Here is a 17,888-nt window from a genome sequence, read left to right as displayed (position 1 = left end):
AGATACAAGCAGAAAAAGCTGGGATTTATTCCCGGCTTTTTTTAGTTGATAACTCCTCACAACTCTTTTTTACCAAATCTATCTTCTTCCGTACTTTTATCTATTCTTTTTTTGACCGAGACCGATAGCCTATGTATTTGATTTTTGACACGGAAACCACTGGTTTGCCCAAACGTTGGGACGCCCCGATTACCGACACCGACAACTGGCCAAGATGCGTTCAGATAGCATGGCAGTTGCATGATGAACTGGGTAATTTGATCGAACATCAGGATTTTTTGGTGAAACCTGAAGGGTTCAACATTCCCTACGAGTCGGAACAGATACACGGCATTTCCACTGCTTTGGCGGAAGAAAAGGGAGTTCCCCTGAGCGAGGTCCTGGAAGCTTTCAACAAGGCATTGGAGCAGACCAAATTCGTGGTAGGTCAAAATGTGGGCTTCGATATCAATATTATGGGATGCGAATTCCATCGGGGGGACGTGGAAAGTCCTTTGACCGAACTCCCTGTACTCGACACCTGTACCGAGCATACCGCGGAACTCTGTAAAATACCTGGAGGGCGTGGCGGTAAATTTAAATTGCCCACATTGACCGAACTCCACGAGTTCCTGTTCGGGGAGCCTTTTGCCGAGGCGCACAATGCAACGGCCGACGTGGAAGCCACCACACGCTGTTTTTTGGAACTGGTCCGTAAAAAGCAGTATTCCTACCAAGAACTGGATGTTCAGCCTGATTATTTTGAGCGTTTCTCCGAAGCCAATCCGAAAGAAATAGAGCTAGTCGGGTTAAAGCACATCAACCTGAAGGCCGCATCAAAAGAAATTGCCGATGCCCTTTGGGCGGAAGATACCAGTGGGGTTTCCGACGAGGAAATCAAAGAAAACGTAGAAGCGTTGGAGGAGGAACCTTTTGTACATCTCCACAACCACTCCCAGTTTTCGGTACTGCAGTCCACCATCAATATTAAAGATTTGGTCAAGGCCACGGCCAACCACGGCATGCCTGCCGTTGCTTTGACCGACCACGCCAACATGATGGGCGCCTTTCACTTTGTGAAAGAAGTGATGGGACACAACAAAGCGGCAAAGGCCAAAAACGAGGAACTCATAGCCAATGGCGAACAACCTACCGAAAAAGAGATCACCCCAATCGTAGGTTGCGAATTCTTTGTCTGCGAGGATCACACCAATAAAAATGTAAAGGACTATGGACATCAGATCGTGCTCTTGGCCAAAAACAAGAAAGGCTATCACAATCTGGCCAAAATGTCCTCCATCGCCTACACCGATGGATTCTACTACGTACCCCGGATCGATAAAAAGGTCATTGAGCAGTACAAAGAAGATGTTATTGCCCTCACTGGAAACCTGTATGGTGAAGTGCCCAACAAAATCCTGAATGTTGGCGAAAACCAGGCAGAAGAGGCACTTTTATGGTGGAAGGAACAATTTGGCGAGGATTTTTACATCGAAATTATGCGTCACGGCCAAGAAGATGAAGATCGTGTCAATCAAGTTTTGGTTCGAATGGCCAAAGACCACAATGTAAAACTGGTCGCTACCAACAACACCTATTATTGCGATAAAAAAGATGCCGAGGCACACGATATTTTATTGTGTGTGAAAGACGGCGAAAAACAATCAACCCCCATCGGTAGGGGTCGTGGTTATCGCTATGGATTGCCCAACCAAGAGTATTACTTCAAATCTTCCGACGAGATGAAGGAGCTCTTCAAGGATTTGCCCGAAGCCATCTTGAACATCAAGGAAATCGTTGACAAAATCGAGCCCTACGACCTTGCCAGTGACATTCTGCTGCCCAAGTTCAGCATTCCTGAAGAATTCAAGGACCCAGAAGACGAAGTGGATGGTGGAAACAGAGGCGAGAATGCCTACTTAAGGCATATTACCTACAAAGGGGCCGAAAAACGATACGGCGAACTTTCCGATGAGATCAGGGAACGGATAGACTTTGAGTTGGAGATCATCAAAAACTCCGGGTATCCGGGATACTTTTTGATTGTTGAAGACTTTATACGGGAAGCCAGAAACATGGACGTTTCGGTGGGACCAGGTCGTGGTTCGGCCGCTGGTTCGGTGGTAGCCTACTGCTTAACGATCACCAACATCGACCCCATGAAGTACGACCTACTTTTTGAGCGGTTCCTGAATCCTGACAGGGTGTCCATGCCCGATATCGATATTGATTTTGATGACGAAGGCCGTAGCCGGGTCATGGACTACGTAATAGATAAGTACGGTGCGAATCAGGTGGCGCAGATCATCACTTACGGTACCATGGCGGCCAAATCCTCCATTCGGGATACCGCCCGTGTTTTGGATTTGCCCTTGGGCGATGCCGACCGGATTGCCAAATTGATTCCGAACATGTCCAAGCTCAATAAAATATTTGGGGTGGACGAAGCGGATTTAAAAAAGAAATTTCGTTCCGAAGAACTGGAAAAGGTGAACGAGCTCCTCAATATCGCCGAGACAGATGATTTGGAAGGGCAAACCTTGAAGATGGCCCGAGTGCTCGAAGGTTCCCTGAGAAATACGGGAATCCACGCTTGTGGGGTAATCATCACGCCAGATGACATTACCAACTTCGTGCCCGTATCCGTGGCCAAGGATTCCGACCTGTACGTTACCCAGTTCGACAACTCCGTAGTAGAGAGTGCCGGATTGTTGAAGATGGACTTCTTGGGATTGAAAACCTTGACCCTGATCAAGGACACCGTCAAAATCGTGAAAGCACGAACAGGAACTGAGTTGGTGCCGGATGATTTCCCACTGGACGATGAAAAAACATACGAGCTTTTCCAAAGAGGGGAAACAGTTGGGGTATTCCAGTACGAATCCCCTGGGATGCAAAAACACATGAAAAACCTGAAACCTACGGTTTTTGATGACCTCATCGCCATGAATGCCTTGTACCGACCTGGTCCCATGGAATACATCCCAAGCTTTATTGCGCGTAAGCATGGTGAAGAGGAGATTACCTACGACCTCCCCGAGATGGAAGAATACCTCCAAGAAACCTACGGGATCACGGTTTACCAAGAGCAGGTAATGTTGCTCTCACAAAAACTAGCTGGATTCTCCAAAGGTGATGCGGATGTACTCCGGAAAGCCATGGGTAAAAAGATCTTTGCCCTACTGGAAAAACTAAAGCCACAATTCTTGGATGGTGGGGAGAAAAACGGACATCCACGGGAGGTGCTCGAAAAAATCTGGAAGGACTGGGAAGCATTCGCCTCCTACGCCTTCAACAAGAGCCACTCCACCTGTTACGCCTACATAGCCTACCAAACGGCCTATTTAAAGGCCCACTACCCTGCCGAATATATGGCGGCCGTGCTGTCCAACAACATGAACGACATCAAGCAGGTGACCTTCTTCATGGAGGAATGTAAACGGATGGGATTGGAAGTATTGGGGCCGGACGTCAACGAATCCTACTACAAGTTTGCGGTGAACAAGGACAATGCGGTCCGTTTTGGAATGGGTGCCATTAAAGGTGTAGGGCGCTCCGCCGTGGAGACCATTGTGGAAAATCGAAAAGAGGACGGATCTTACCGATCCATATTTGATCTGGCCAAACGTGTGGATTTACGGGCAGCCAATAAAAAAGCATTTGAGAACTTGGCCTTGGCAGGTGGATTTGATTCCTTTGGCGACACCCACCGTGCGCAATATTTTCATGATGAAGGTGATGGGATTACCTTCTTGGAAAAGGCTGTAAAGTACGGTTCCAAGTTTCAGGAGAATCAAAATTCATCACAGGTAAGCCTTTTTGGCGAAGCCAGCGAAGTACAGATTCCCGAACCTATCGTACCTCCCTGCGAGGAATGGGGCACCATGGAAAAGCTACGCCGTGAAAAAGAAGTGGTCGGTATTTATATTTCAGGACACCCTTTGGATGATTTCAAAAAAGAAATCAAGGCATTCTGTAAAAATACGGTGAGCGATTTCGCCCGTTTGGAAGAGCATGTAAACCGGGAACTAACGGTTGCAGGGGTCATTACCGATGTACAGCATCGGGTTTCCAAAAACGGTAAAGGCTGGGGACTTTTCACACTCGAAGATTACAATGAGTCCTACGAACTGCGGATCTTTGGCGAGGAGTACTTAAAATTTCGTCATTTTTTAATGATCAACTCCTTTGTGCACGTGAGAGCTTATGTACGCGAGGGCTGGGTCAACCGGGATACGGGCAAAAAAGGTGACCCGAGGCTTCAGTTCAACGATTTCAAACAGCTCCAGGACGTCATGGACGCCTTTGCGAAAAAACTGACCATCAAACTGGACATAGATCGTCTGCAAGAACAACGGATCAGAACATTGAAGGAAACCTTGACATCACATAAGGGCGACCACCCGATAAGTTTTGTGATCTATGAGATGCAGGAGGAGATCAAGCTCAAACTATCGAGCCGAAAACAGAAGGTAAAGATAAACAGTGGGTTACTTTCCGAATTGGAAGCCAATGAAATTCATTACAAGTTGAACTAGACCATAATTATTGTCAATGGCGCAATAATTAAAACGAATACGCCCTGTGTAAGTTAGATGGGCATTATTTGACTAACTTTGCATAATATTAAAATAAATAAGATGGCACTAGAAATAACAGATGCGACTTTTGACGAAGTAGTTTTAAAAAGTGACAAGCCTGTCCTAGTAGATTTTTGGGCAGCATGGTGCGGGCCTTGTAGAATGGTGGGTCCGATCATTGAAGAAGTAGGACAAGAATACGATGGCAAAGCTGTTGTTGGAAAGGTGGATGTAGATGCCAACCAGCAATTCGCCGCCAAATACGGTGTACGTAACATCCCTACCGTTTTGATTTTCAAAGATGGTGAGGTTGTGAACCGTCAAGTGGGCGTATCCCCTAAAAAAACCTATACAGATGCTATTGATGCAGCACTGTAAAACGAATTTTGGAATTGGATTTTAAAAAAGGTTTGGCATTTGCCAAGCCTTTTTTATTTTATCTTGTCCACAGAAATCAATTATGGACGTACGATCGGAACTTAGCAAAACGACCCTTTTCCAAAATCTGGAGCTCTTGGCCCATCAAATTGTGGAGGGGTTTATCAGTGGTATCCATAAAAGTCCGTTCCATGGATTTTCCGCCGAATTTGCGGAGCACAAAATTTACAATCCAGGGCAGAGCACCAAACATATCGATTGGAAGCTTTTTGCACGTACGGACCGTTTGTACACCAAACGTTTTGAGGACGAGACCAACCTTCGCTGCCATATGATTTTGGACAACTCGGCCTCCATGTACTATCCGGAAGTGAAGAAATATTCCGTAGGGAACCTCAACAAAATTGGTTTTGGGGTACTTTCCATTGCAGCTTTGATGCAAGTTTTGAAAAAACAACGGGATGCTGTGGGACTCAGTATCTATTCTGATACCTATGATTTCCATGCTTCTGAAAAGAACAGTGAACGTCATTTTCAGATGCTGTACTCCAAATTGAACGAAGTTGCTTCCCATAGAAAAGACACGAAAGAGACCAAAACCTATACCTTCCTGCATCAAATTGCCGAGAAGATCCACCGGAGAAGCTTGATATTTTTGTTCACGGATATGTTCCAGACGGAAACCGAAGAGGAAAAACTGTTTGAAGCCCTGCGTCACCTCAAATACAACAAACATTCCGTGGTCCTTTTTCATCTCTTGGACAAAGAACATGAGCTCAATTTTGATTTTGACAATGCACCCAAACGTTTTGTGGATGTGGAAACAGGCGAACAGATAGATTTGTACGCTGATTCCATTAAGAAAGCATATTCTGAAAAAGTACTGCGATATCAGAAGGATCTGAAACTGAAATGCGCACAGTACCAAATCAAATATGTGGGAGTGGATGTTCGCTCGGACTTCTCCCAAGTCCTGAATTCCTTTATAATAGAGCGACAGAAATTTGCTTGATCATTTTTTTAAAAAAATGTTTTGCCATATCCGAAATGAGAATGTATATTTGCACTCGCTTTAAAAAAGCAAATGAACAAGATTTGAATCCGACCGTTGTCGGAGTCTTGCAAAGATAAAATCATTGGTCTGGTAGTTCAGTTGGTTAGAATACCTGCCTGTCACGCAGGGGGTCGCGGGTTCGAGTCCCGTCCAGACCGCAAAAAGCTCCGATTTCTCGGGGCTTTTTTTATTTTATAAATTTGATTTTCAATTATTTACATTTAAATCTGAAAATCATATTTCTTATAGCGTGCCGCATTCGTGCCGCATTTTTGAACTTATTTTACTTCTTCGCAACATTTTACACAAAGCTATTTCACAAAAAGAAGATTATGTAAAACCGTATAAAACGAATATATCTTCTTACTTTCCTATTTCATAAAAATGCCGTGACTTGAAAATACAATACTGCTCGGATCTACATTTAGAGTTCCCGCATAACAAAAGTTGGTTGGCAGACCACCCTTTGAAACCAACTGCCGAAACTCTAATAATTGCTGGAGACACCCATTACCTAGGATCTGAATATACTAAGCTTGATTTTTTCAAATGGGTCTCTGATAATTATAAACGGGCTTTTGTAATACCTGGCAATCATGAATATTATGGAGGCTATGATTTGTCTTTACATCAAGAGCCTTTTAAATGGGAAATTCAAAAGAATGTATTCTTGTTGAACAACCAAGTTGAGATAATAGAAGACATTAGTTTTCTTTTTTCTACATTCTGGAGCCACATATACCCTGAAAATGGAAGCTTTGTATCCAGTAGAGTCAATGATTTTTATAAAATCATGGTTAATCAAAGAAGGCTAACGGTTGATGATTTCAATAAGCTTCATAACGAAGCCTATACTTTTATTAAGGAAAATTTAAAATCTCAGAATGACAAGACCGTAGTGGTAACCCATCACCTACCCACTCCATTGTGCAATTCCCCTGAATTTGAAGGCAGCCCCATCAACAATGCTTTTGTTGTGGATATAACTGATTTTATAACTAAATCCGATATTGATTATTGGATATATGGCCATATACATAGAAATATTGGCAACGGCACAATGTTAGGAGGCACAATAATGTTATGCAATCAATTAGGGTATGTTCATATGAATGAGCACTATGATTTTTCGAGAGACACTTATTTTGAGCTGAAAAACCCATAAAGATTAGATTTCCAAGTTAATTCAATCAACTAAATTCACCTTTGTTATTCAATTTCTCTATTAAGAAAAGCTATTGAAACAATAAAAAAGCATTTGCAAAACACTACATTTTTTGTAGTTTTATGCAAATGCTTTTCCATGATAGGCCAAGCCATTTCTGAATATTTATACGAAGTAGAGTCCCTAGTGGAAACGCCGGACATAGTATACCACCTTCACCGGATAGAATTGAGCACCCTCAAGACTAACGCAAAAGCCTGATTTTCAACTCCATTTATTAACTATTGAATGGTTCAAATTTCCCCTTTGTTTGGGGTCTTTCCCGTCCAGCAATATTCACATAGTCCATACCTATGGAAATAAGGTAATAGGGTTGACCATTGTATTTTCTTTAATTTTGTACCTTGTTGTACCTAATACTATAACTACCTATGGGCATTGAAACCTATTTTCAACTATTGACAGATGCCGAAAAGAAGCATTTCCCTGAAAAATTGTTTTTTGGCGGGGATGAAGATTTGCTCTATGAGAAAAGAAGGGTTTCCGTTGTAGGTTCGAGAGCATCTTCAAAGGAAGGCCTACAAAGAGCAAAAATCATATCAAAAACTTTGGTCAAGCACGATATCATAGTAGTAAGTGGATTGGCAAAAGGAATAGATACTATGGCCCACCAAACTGCAATCGATTCAGGAGGTAAGACCATTGCGGTTTTGGGAACGCCTTTAAATGTCCCTTACCCAAAGGAAAATGCAACCCTCTTGGAAAAAATCAAGAAGGAGCATTTAGCCATCTCCCAGTTCCCGGAAGGTTTTCCGACACAGCCAAAGAATTTCCCAATTAGAAATAGGACCATGGCATTGATATCCGATGCAACGATCATCATTGAGGCCACTGATAAAAGTGGTACTCGACACCAAGGTTGGGAAGCCCTTCGTTTGGGGCGGGAGGTGTATATTTTGGAAAATGTTATCCATGATTCAAATGTTACATGGGCCAAGGAAATGTTGGATTATGGAGCCCAAGTCCTTTCCAGGGAAAACGTGGACGAGATTTTTACCCACATTCCATACTTGACCTCAAAATTTGAGGATGCCTTTTGAAATTCCATTTGCAACAATGCTGGAATTTGCGAGTCGGGGTACAAATGAGAAGGCCCAACTCTCAAAGAGAATATGTGGTAATATAAAGTCAGGGAATACCCGGGTAATTGAACGACTCATATATTATATGTCTGAATTACCTCAAGAACACCCAATCTCCCAAATGTTCGATAATAACCCGATATTGGTCCCTGCACCTAGGAGTACGCCAATGGTCGAAGGCGCTCATTGGCCAACAAGAATATTGTCGGAACACTTAGTAAATTCAGGTTTTGGCAATTCGGTTCAGAATTTGATTGAAAGAATCAGTCCTGTTCCAAAATCAAGCAATTTCTACACCGCTGAAAGCCGTCCGTCCTGCAACACACATTATGATAGTCTATTGTGTACCCCTCCAGAGGCCTTTGTTGAAAAAATAATATTGGTGGACGATGTTTTCACCCTGGGCAGAACTTCATGTGCTTGTGCAAGGAGGTTAAAAGAAACCTATCCAAATTCCGAAGTTTTGGTTTTTGCAGCAATGAGAACACGAGGGCTCATAACCACCTTGGATGAAATAGTTAAACCTTCTTACCATATAATGGTTTATAATTCCGAACAAGACAGTATTATCTTGCCCAATTAGCATAGTTTTTGATTTACATTACAACGAATCAAGTGACCCTTTTTACGGATGTCAATGAAGGGGATTTAAACCATATAAATTGTACTAAAATCCCAACCTTAAAAATTAAGCCCGGCAAATACACATTCAAAATATAAAATCATACATTACAATCAAAAATGCAAACAAGCCTCCAAAAGGCATTAAAATCCATCATTTTTAATGTTAAAAAGGTTAAAATTTGTTAAAAGGTGAGCAATTCGGTGCCTCCCATTTTTGACCCTCTGGGAAACCCTGAAAAATGGGCATATTTTGTAAAAAGTTCGAGTCCCGTCCAGACCGGTTACCAAAATCCTAATTAGTTGCTTAATAACTAGTTAGGATTTTTTGGTTTAATAACTGTACGATTCCTGTATGGTAAAAATCCTCTAACTTCCTTTTCAAAGTTAATTTTCACCTATCACTGCTCTCTATGTGTGTAGCTCGAACAGTAGTTTTAGTTAATTTTCAATTGGTATTAATTCGGTGGATAAACTAATTTTCAATGTACTCAAAAGGAGAAAATTACTTAAACATCTATTTCTAGTATTCAATAAAAGGGCTCGTGCATAAGTATTAAATAAGATATAGTTTCCCCTTATTAAATTAGTAAGCACTTAAAATCAATTAAATTTTAAACTTTCAATCGCCAATTTCGTTGGCTATGCTTAACATATGCAGTTAAATATAAACGCAAAAGTCTTTTTAAATTAAGTAAACCTATTTGGGGGAGTATGAGTACTAAATGTAAGAATTTTCTAAAAAATCGGGGAGTGCAAAAAGATTTAACCGTTATTTTTTATAATACTGATTGCGATGGTGACCCTTAATTACTTCTAATATACCTTCATCAACCAGCCTCCGAAGAATTGCTGAAACATTTGATGAAGATGATACTACACCAAAATCTTCTTTTAATTTGATGACAACTTCACTGTTATATCTTGGTTTTTTAAAAAAACCTTGATTTATGGATTCAATTAATCTAGATGTTAATCTTGTTTTTTCTTTTCTTGTTGAAGAAAGGATGAATCTGGGTTTAAATCCAACATTAAAATCAAGAACATCTTTAGGTTGAATGTTGATTGCAAGACATATTTCAATAAAATAAGACAAAGAAGTTTCTTCCCCAGATTCTACATCTGAAATTTTTTTATAAGTAAACCCGGTCATTTCAACAACATCCTCAATTTGGAGTTTTTCTTTCTCTCTTTGCTTTTTTAACCGTTTACCTATTGCTTTAAGGGCACTTGTCTTCTTATATCTAGACATAAGCCAAAGTGAGCAATAGAATTAGAGACAAAAAATTACATATAATATAATTTTGTCTTTTTATTCCAATTGTTTATGTTTGGAGTTAGAAATATATTTGCGATACTTCGTGTAAAAACATTTGAAGCCATCGCTTTGAATCTCTCGCTAGAAAACTGGTAATTTTTGCACTAGAGATGATAAGTAGATTGTCTCACGACCCGGGCGTGAGCTCTTCCTATCAGTGCAAGGTATACCAGTACCGCTAGCGGGTAAGTTGAGTTTTCACGCCCAACTTTTTCTTAGCGTTTTGCTTTCTTTATTTCTTTTTCGATGTATCGCTGACCTTTTCAGGTTATGGGAAACAAAAGGCTTGTTTTTTTATTTGAGAATTTATCCTCGGTCTGTTCCAGTTCTAGAGCGGGCCTGACCCTGTTTGAAATTCTCTTTAAGAAAAAGCCCAAGAATCCTATATAACCCTAAGACTATAGTTTTGGGATATTCGCTACATTTTTCCGGTTTACGATTTCCTTTTTTTCCCATAACTGACGACATCCATTTCGGGGTATCCGGCCCTAGCTCGATTTCATAGTCATTTTTCATCTAGGAACCTTATTTCCAAGAGCCTTTGCTACTTGGACAGGGTGGCCTATGTCCGAACCTTGATGCTCTAAGGGAAGTTACGGCTTTATCCTGACTTTCTGGGCAGTGTGACTAGAAACCTATGGACGGTTAGATTGTCCCATAGGAACGCAATACCACTAACACCTTAATCAAAAGAACTCAACATAATGAAGAAATCACCAATATACTCAAGCAGGACAAAACTGTTCCTGTTCTTATATATCCTACTAATTCCCCTACTCCACCAAAAATTGGTGGCAGGGGTAACATTTGATCCACCACAGACCACTATAACCGGTACTGTTACCGACATGGACGGGCTGCCCTTGGGCGGGGTCAATGTTGTGTTGGAATCCACCAACCAAGGGGCCATTTCCGATATGGACGGCACCTACAGAATTGAAGCTGGCCCAAATGGAACACTGGTATTTTCCATAGTGGGCTTTAAATCCTTGAACGTCCCAATAGAAGGAAGAAACGTCATCGACGTTCAGTTGGAGGAGGATGTGACCCAGTTGGGGGAGGTCGTGCTCAATGCCGGCTATTATACCGTTTCCGAAAAAGAACGTACGGGGAACATTTCCACCATAAAAGCGGATATCATTGAAAAACAACCTGTGGCCAATCCCCTAGCAGCCATGCAAGGCCAATTGTCCGGGGTCAACATTGCCCAGACCACTGGGCTACCTGGTGGTGGTTTCAACATCGAAGTGCGGGGCAGGAATTTTATCAATGGTGCTACAGACCCCCTGTTCATCGTGGATGGTGTGCCCTTCGGTTCACAATCCCTTGGGGCATCGAGAGTATCTGGCCAAATCATCGGTGGCAGTATCAGTCCCTTAAACGCCATCAATCCAAACGACATTGAGAGTATTGAAGTGCTCAAGGATGCTGATGCCACAGCCATCTATGGATCCCGTGGGGCCAATGGGGTGGTACTGATCACCACCAAAAAAGGCAGGGCCGGCAAAACACGTTTTGATGCCCACTTGAGCACCACCCTTGGTAAAGTGTCCCGTTTTTTGGACCTAATGGACACCGAACAGTATTTGGAAGTACGAAGGGAGGGCATTACAAATGATGGATACGGCGACCTATTGGAAGATCCCGGATTTGACTTTTTCTGGCCCGATGTCAAATTATGGGACAATAACCGATACACTGACTGGCAAAAGGAACTCATCGGGGGAACCTCCTACCGGAACAATGCACAGCTCTCTGTATCCGGCGGCAATGACCTGACACAATTTTTGATCAGTGGATCCTATCAAAAGGAGACTACCGTGTTTCCCGGGGATTCCAATTATCAAAAGGCAAACCTGCGTAGCAATATAAACCATCAATCCGAGAATGCTCGCTTCAAGATCAACCTCTCGATCGGGTACACCAATGAGAACAACAAAATGCCCACAGTCGATTTTACTTCCAAGGCCTATTCCTTGGAACCCAATGCACCTCGAATTTATGATGACGAGGGGAACATCAATTGGGAGAACAATACTTGGGACAACCCATTGGCCTCCTTGGAGGAAACCTATAAATCCACATCGAATACCCTTATTTCAAATGCGCTTGTTTCCTATGAGGTTACATCAAACTTGGAATTCAGGTCAAATATGGGGTTCACGGATTACCGCTTGGATTCGTACAGGGCCATGCCCAGTTCGGCACGGAATCCGGGTCTGGGGGTTACTCCGCAAAACTATTCCCATCTGATCACCAATGCTTCCCAAAGGGTGTCATGGATCGTGGAACCCCAATTGAACTGGCGGAAGGATTGGAATGGAGTTGCCCTGGACCTTCTCGTCGGAACCACATTCCAAGAGGAAACCATGGAGCAGTTAGTGCAAAGGGGACTGGGTTTTCCCAATAATGGATTGTTGGAAAACCTTGCCGCCGCAGAAAACCTTCAAGTATTTTCAGATACCGATGGCAAATACAAATACAATGCATTGTTTGGAAGAATCAATGTGAACTTATTGAATCGGTATATCCTCAACCTTACGGGCCGTAGGGACGGCTCTTCGCGCTTCGGCCCTGGAAAACAGTTCGGAAACTTTGGTGCGGTAGGCCTTGCTTGGATATTTTCAAAAGAGCGCCTGTTCAGTGAAGGCTCCCTGTTGAGTTTCGGTAAGCTACGGGCAAGTTATGGAAGCACGGGAAGTGACAACATCGGCGACTATCGCTTTTTGGACACCTATCAGGTTTCCGGAAATAACTATAACGGTGTTACGGTGTTGGAGCCAACGGGCATCTACAATCCACGTTTCAGTTGGGAGGAAAACAACAAACTGGAAGCCGCCCTGGAACTGGGCTTTTTCAAGGACAGACTGTTGGTCAACACCTCATGGTACCGCAATCGTTCTTCCAATCAGTTGGTAGGAATTCCTTTGGCAGCGACCACAGGGTTTGCGGAACTGACGGGAAACTTCGATGCCGTTGTGGAGAATACGGGGCTTGAAGTGGACCTTCGTACGGTAAATATCCAATCAAAAGGGTTCAACTGGTCCACAACCCTTAATCTGACCGTTCCCAAGAGCAAACTTGTAGCCTTTGATGGCTTGAAAAACTCCACTTTTGCAAATCGCTATAGTATTGGCCAACCCCTGACCATCGTTAAACTCTATCATGCCCTTGGGGTAGATCCGGAAACAGGGGCATATACCTTTGAGGACTATAATGGGGACGGTGACATCAACAGGGCGGAGGACCGACAATGGATAGAAGATCTGGCCCCCAAGTTTTATGGTGGATTTGGAAATTCCCTAAGTCTGGGCAACCTGACTATGGATGTGCTCTTCCAGTTCAAAAAACAAAAGGCCTATAACACCTTACGATTCGATGCAACCCCTGGGTACAAGGGCAACACTCCTGCAGAACTCTACAACCGATGGGAGGAGCCAGGGGATGTGAAACCCATCCAGAGGGCTTCGGGTGGCCTAGCCGGCGGCGAGGATCTAGGGTCACTTCAAGAGGATAGCAATGCGTCCATTTCCGATGCATCCTTTGTCCGATTGCGGAATATATCCCTGACCTATAAAGTTCCTTCTATGCGTCCCGGATTGGATATGAAAGTCTATCTCCAAGGACAGAACCTCTGGACACTGACCAATTACGAGGGGCCCGATCCCGAGCAACCTTCAAGCACCCGATTGCCCCCATTGAGACAAATAACCTTGGGCGTCCAAATTAGTTTTTAACCGATAAAACAGCAGTATGAAACATTCAGAATATATAAATACACTTGATGTGGCCCTATTGAGGTCATTGTTGAAACCCTATCCAACCCTTAAAAAGTCATGCCTTTTAATATCAGCCATTTTGGTAATGGGTTGTGCAGACTTTGTGGAAGTGCAACCACCTAAAAATACCTTGGTATCCGAAACCGTGTTCAATGATGCGGCCACTGTGGAGTCCGCATTGGCCAACCTTTATTACGATATGCGCGAACAGGGGATGGTTTCGGGGGCCTTTGGCCTGACAACGGCGATGGGCATTTATAGTGATGAATTGGATTATTATGGTTTTAGCGCCGATTATGTCCAACTCTTCCAACATAATGTACTCCCGGGGAATGGGGCCGTCTTGGAATGGTGGCGACAGGCATACCATCTCATTTATGGGGCCAATGATATAATCAAGGGAGTGGATGGTACGGATGGGCTGACCACGGTAGAAAAGAACAGCTTCAAGGGTCAGGCCTTGTTTATCAGGGCCTATTTGCACAGTTTATTGGTATCAGTTTTTGGGGACGTGCCCTATGTCGAGACCACGGACTACTTGAAAACCAATACGGTTGTCCGAACGGATGTGGACGAGGTAAATGATCTTATCATAGCAGACCTTGAAGCCGCATTGGTTTTGTTGGAAGGGACTGCACCTGTTTCCGATGAACGTATTTATCCTGACCAAAATGTGGTCAAGGCCTTATTGGCGCGAATGCACCTTTATATTGGATACTGGGAAGAGGCTGCAGCAATGGCAACCGAACTGATCGACGACTTTCCCCTGGAGTCCGACTTGAATCAAGTTTTTCTCAAGGGTTCCCAAGAAACGATTTGGCAACTAAAGGCGGACAATGAATCTCCGAAAAATACCCGTGAGGCCGAACAGCTCATCATCCAGAGTGTTCCAGGCCAGACCTATGCGCTAACAAATGATCTTCTAAATGCTTTTGAAGCGGATGACTTGCGAAGGGACCAATGGGTCAATGGTATTTCAGATATGGACAATACTGTTACCTATTACTATGCCCATAAATACAAGGCTGGTATCAATGAAAATGAAGCCTTGGAATATTCCATTCTTTTTCGATCTGCCGAACAAATGTTGATCCGTGCAGAAGCCAGGATTAGGTTGGGTGATATTGTCGGAGCTCAAAGTGATTTGAACGCCATTCGGAACCGGGCAGGTTTGGCCAATACCATGGCCAGTACACAGAACGAGATTTTGGATGCTATCATTAATGAACGCAGGTTTGAACTTTTTACAGAGCAGGGACATCGATGGTTTGACCTTAAACGATTGGGGAAAGCGGACGAAATCTTGGGACAATTCAAACCGAATTGGAAAGCCACGGATGTACGGCTGCCAATCCCAGAGAGCGAATTGGACACCAACCCCAACTTATTGCCACAGAACCCGGGCTATTGAGTTTATCACATTACATAGCAACGATACCCTATTCCCTCAAAACGGGGAGGGTTCCGATTCCAAACCCAAAGTAAATCCAAAATATGAGAAACTTAATCCTTATCTGTTTGTTGTCTCTACAGTGTTGGGGATATGCCCTTGACCCAATCAAAGGAGCTGTAATGAATGGTTCAATTGTTGAAACCATTGAACAAGAACCTTTCTTGACCTCTTTTATCCAAGGGGGGCAACTCTATTTGAACATCCCAGATTCGCTATTGGACAAGCCGATGCTTTTTACTTGCCATGACAATATGAGGCGAAGTGCCATGCAAGTGGTATGGTCGAAACTCCATGACAAGATACTGTTGAAGCAACAGGCCGTTGCCTCCACTGCAGGAATCATTATACCGTTCAAGGAAGGGATTGACCTGAAGGACAATATCCTGGCCATATTTCCCATGGAAAGGGAACTGGCTTTACCCGGTGGCCATTGTATCAATATCACCGACCTCATTTTGAACCAAGAATTGGAATGGCCCCAAGGACTGGGAGTTTCCTTTGGAAACCCGGTGCCCCGATTGTCGGTCTTAATGGGCACCAAGGATTTGGACGGGGAGGTAATTATCAAGGCCCGAAGGGGCATGATCAGGAGGAATTCCAAAGCTTCGGTTCCCCTCTATTTTGGGTTCTGTGCCTTGGGGTCACCAATGAAAGCCAGAAGGTTTGATTATCGCATGGGCTTCTATCCCGACGGGAAGATGGGGGTTAGGTTCGGCCAACAAAATGGATTGGCCAATATCACCCGTTGGCGGTTGGAAAAAAAATTCAAGGATCAAAATATCAGCGTTCCCGTTAAACCTATTTCGTTTTTGATTTCCCCAGAGGTCCCCAAAAAATGGCGATCCTATATCAAGGCAGGGATTGAAGAGTGGGTGCCCGCATTTGAGTCCGCGGGATTCAAGGACGCCCTTGTGGTCAAGGAATTGGACAGTTTGGACGAATGGACGGCTCATAGTATCCATTCCAACGTAGTGCACTGGAACCAAAAAAAATATATGAGAGGTTGGGAATATGAGGATTATGGAGGAACCCTTGGCCATATTATTGATTTGAGGTCCGGGGAAATTCTACGTGGCGACATTTTTATGGGGGCATCAGTGCGGACTGTAATGGAGGCTTACTTTGTCCGGGCTGCCCCATTGGACAATAGGGCGCAGCGTTTCCCCTTTCCCGATGAACTCATTGGCGAACTGTTCCAAGCGATAACGGCCCACGAAGCAGGACATGTTTTTGGAATCATGGATGCCAATTTTGGGGAGTATCGGTACCCATGGGATAAAATGGGCGACAGCACTTGGTTGCGCACCATGGGGTATACCCCAAGTGTAATGAACTATACCAGGCCCTCAAACATTCCCCAGCCCTCGGATAGTGTACCCCCTTCGTTGTTGTTAAGACATGTGGGGCCCACCGATAGGTATAACATCAAATGGGCCTATACGGAATTTCCCGAGGGGACAACTCCCCAGCAGGAGAAAGCTGCTTTGGAACGGATGGTCCGATGGCAGGATTCGGTGCCTTGGTACCGGTTCAATCGGAACCAGATGGAGGTTATTGGACCCACAGCCTCCAATGAGGTGGTTGAGACCAACGATCCGGTCCGTAGTACAGGATTGGCCTTAAAAAATATAGAACGTGTGATCGACCTATTACCTGATGTCACGAACGATCAAAATGATAATGGACGCTTGAATCGATTATATGAAAAGACCCTGGAATTGTGGTACAATCATATGGTACATGTTTCGACCCTTATAGGGGGGTATGATATCCATTACAAAGCCATGAGTCAACCGGGGAACATGTACACTTCCATTCCTTGGAAGGACCAAATGGAAGCCTTGGATTTTCTTTTGACACATGCTTTTGCCCCTCCGGATTGGTTGGTAGAACCCGATTTCCATACCAAAAACAGATATTCCACCTTCCCAGACCTGGTCTTGCACTACCAACAAAAGTTAATCATCGACCTGCTTAGGGCCCGTAGGATAAAACGAATGGAGCATCTGGAGGAAGTCTCGGGGAATAAAGGATTGGTCAAAGCATATCTAAGGTATTTGCAAGATGGTTTGTTCAAAGAGATATGGGAAAGTTTCGGTCATGTTGATCGCAGGAAACAGGAAATTCAAAGGGCCTATATCGATACTATAATAGCTATGTTGGGACAGGAAAGGAGCATTATGGAAATTGAAAACCAATTCTTTGTGCATTCTGACTATTCAAAAGGCCTATTGCTCATACAATTGATGGATTTGAAAACAGAGATTGAAAAAGGCATGAGAAGGAATAGAAATGTCGACACATTGGGCCATTGGCGATTGTGTCTCGAAAAAATCAATACTGCATTGTTAGTGACTCCAACGAATTCCATCCAAGATGACTAAGGTCACTTGTCATGGTCTATTTGAATTAGTGAAAA

Annotated in this window: 10 protein-coding genes and 1 tRNA gene; 10 read left to right on the top strand and 1 reads right to left on the bottom strand. The window is 43.6% G+C overall.

The genetic code is table 11. The annotated features are described in order from the left end of the window. The first annotated feature begins 131 nt into the window (after window positions 1-131). From dnaE to EO132_RS08455, 7 genes are all read left to right on the top strand, one after another. The gene (gene dnaE, locus EO132_RS08485) at window positions 132-4,517 is read left to right on the top strand and encodes a DNA polymerase III subunit alpha (protein ID WP_127137451.1); all 4,386 of its coding nucleotides are present in this window, start codon (window positions 132-134) and stop codon (window positions 4,515-4,517) included. Window positions 4,518-4,619: 102 nt separating this feature from the next. Next, window positions 4,620-4,937, top strand: coding sequence for a thioredoxin (gene trxA, locus EO132_RS08480; protein WP_127137450.1), 318 nt, complete (start codon window positions 4,620-4,622; stop codon window positions 4,935-4,937). An 82-nt stretch (window positions 4,938-5,019) separates the two neighbouring features. Then, window positions 5,020-5,949, top strand: coding sequence for a DUF58 domain-containing protein (locus EO132_RS08475; RefSeq protein ID WP_127137449.1), 930 nt, complete (start codon window positions 5,020-5,022; stop codon window positions 5,947-5,949). A 126-nt stretch (window positions 5,950-6,075) separates the two neighbouring features. Continuing rightward, a tRNA-Asp gene (locus EO132_RS08470) sits at window positions 6,076-6,149 on the top strand. A gap of 236 nt (window positions 6,150-6,385) precedes the next feature. Next, entirely contained in the window at window positions 6,386-7,156 is a 771-nt protein-coding gene (locus EO132_RS08465; protein WP_127137448.1) for a metallophosphoesterase, read from the top strand. A gap of 431 nt (window positions 7,157-7,587) precedes the next feature. Further along, the gene (locus tag EO132_RS08460) at window positions 7,588-8,256 is read left to right on the top strand and encodes a DNA-processing protein DprA (protein ID WP_127137447.1); all 669 of its coding nucleotides are present in this window, start codon (window positions 7,588-7,590) and stop codon (window positions 8,254-8,256) included. A 163-nt stretch (window positions 8,257-8,419) separates the two neighbouring features. Further along, on the top strand, window positions 8,420-8,881 hold the full coding sequence (locus EO132_RS08455) for a phosphoribosyltransferase (RefSeq protein WP_205780338.1): 462 nt from the start codon (window positions 8,420-8,422) through the stop codon (window positions 8,879-8,881). A gap of 810 nt (window positions 8,882-9,691) precedes the next feature. Here EO132_RS08455 and EO132_RS08450 read toward each other — a convergent pair. Beyond that, window positions 9,692-10,171, bottom strand: a complete 480-nt coding sequence (locus EO132_RS08450; RefSeq protein ID WP_127137445.1) for a helix-turn-helix domain-containing protein — start codon at window positions 10,169-10,171, stop codon at window positions 9,692-9,694. 770 nt (window positions 10,172-10,941) lie between these two features. Between EO132_RS08450 and EO132_RS08445 the strand changes: the two genes are divergently transcribed. From EO132_RS08445 to EO132_RS08435, 3 genes are all read left to right on the top strand, one after another. After that, a complete protein-coding gene (locus tag EO132_RS08445) occupies window positions 10,942-13,974 on the top strand; it encodes a SusC/RagA family TonB-linked outer membrane protein (protein ID WP_127137444.1) in 3,033 nt (1,010 codons plus the stop codon). Window positions 13,975-13,990: 16 nt separating this feature from the next. Beyond that, window positions 13,991-15,427, top strand: a complete 1,437-nt coding sequence (locus EO132_RS08440) for a RagB/SusD family nutrient uptake outer membrane protein (protein WP_127137088.1) — start codon at window positions 13,991-13,993, stop codon at window positions 15,425-15,427. An 83-nt stretch (window positions 15,428-15,510) separates the two neighbouring features. Then, window positions 15,511-17,853 carry a zinc-dependent metalloprotease gene (locus tag EO132_RS08435; protein WP_127137087.1) on the top strand — a complete coding sequence of 781 codons (2,343 nt, stop codon included), beginning with the start codon at window positions 15,511-15,513 and terminating at the stop codon, window positions 17,851-17,853. Window positions 17,854-17,888 lie beyond the last annotated feature (35 nt).

It is taken from the genome of Flagellimonas oceanensis, assembly GCF_003992595.1.
GTDB classification, from domain to species: domain Bacteria; phylum Bacteroidota; class Bacteroidia; order Flavobacteriales; family Flavobacteriaceae; genus Flagellimonas; species Flagellimonas oceanensis.
Note: the sequence above shows the minus strand (reverse complement) of the source record. Positions and strands in the feature narration are given on the sequence as shown.